1 protein-coding gene is annotated in these 236 nt (G+C 66.9%); it reads right to left on the bottom strand.

Going from position 1 to position 236, the window contains the following annotated elements:
• Positions 1 to 236, bottom strand: a 236-nt coding sequence (locus RVY79_RS21540) for a hypothetical protein (protein ID WP_317466659.1), incomplete at both ends; no start/stop codon positions are given.

Raw genomic sequence — 236 nt, 5'->3', positions numbered from 1 at the left:
CCCGACCGGCACATCCACCACCTTGGGGCTGGGCACGCCAAGCGCCTGAAAGTACGCACGCAGGTCGTCATCCCGATAACCGCCACCCAGCTCAATCAGGGCGATGCACTGGCCCGCGCCGTCGCTTGGCGGAAAGCGATAGAGCTGTGCAAGCTGCACCGGCGTGTACGACGCTGCTGGCGCTGCACGCAACGGCCGCAACGATACGGGCGCCGTCGGCAGCGGGATGAATCGGA

This window comes from Chromohalobacter sp. HP20-39 (genome assembly GCF_033052815.1).
Taxonomy (GTDB): Bacteria; Pseudomonadota; Gammaproteobacteria; order Pseudomonadales; family Halomonadaceae; genus Chromohalobacter.
The sequence above is the reverse complement of the archived record's forward strand: the minus strand, read 5'-3'. Positions and strand labels throughout refer to the sequence as shown.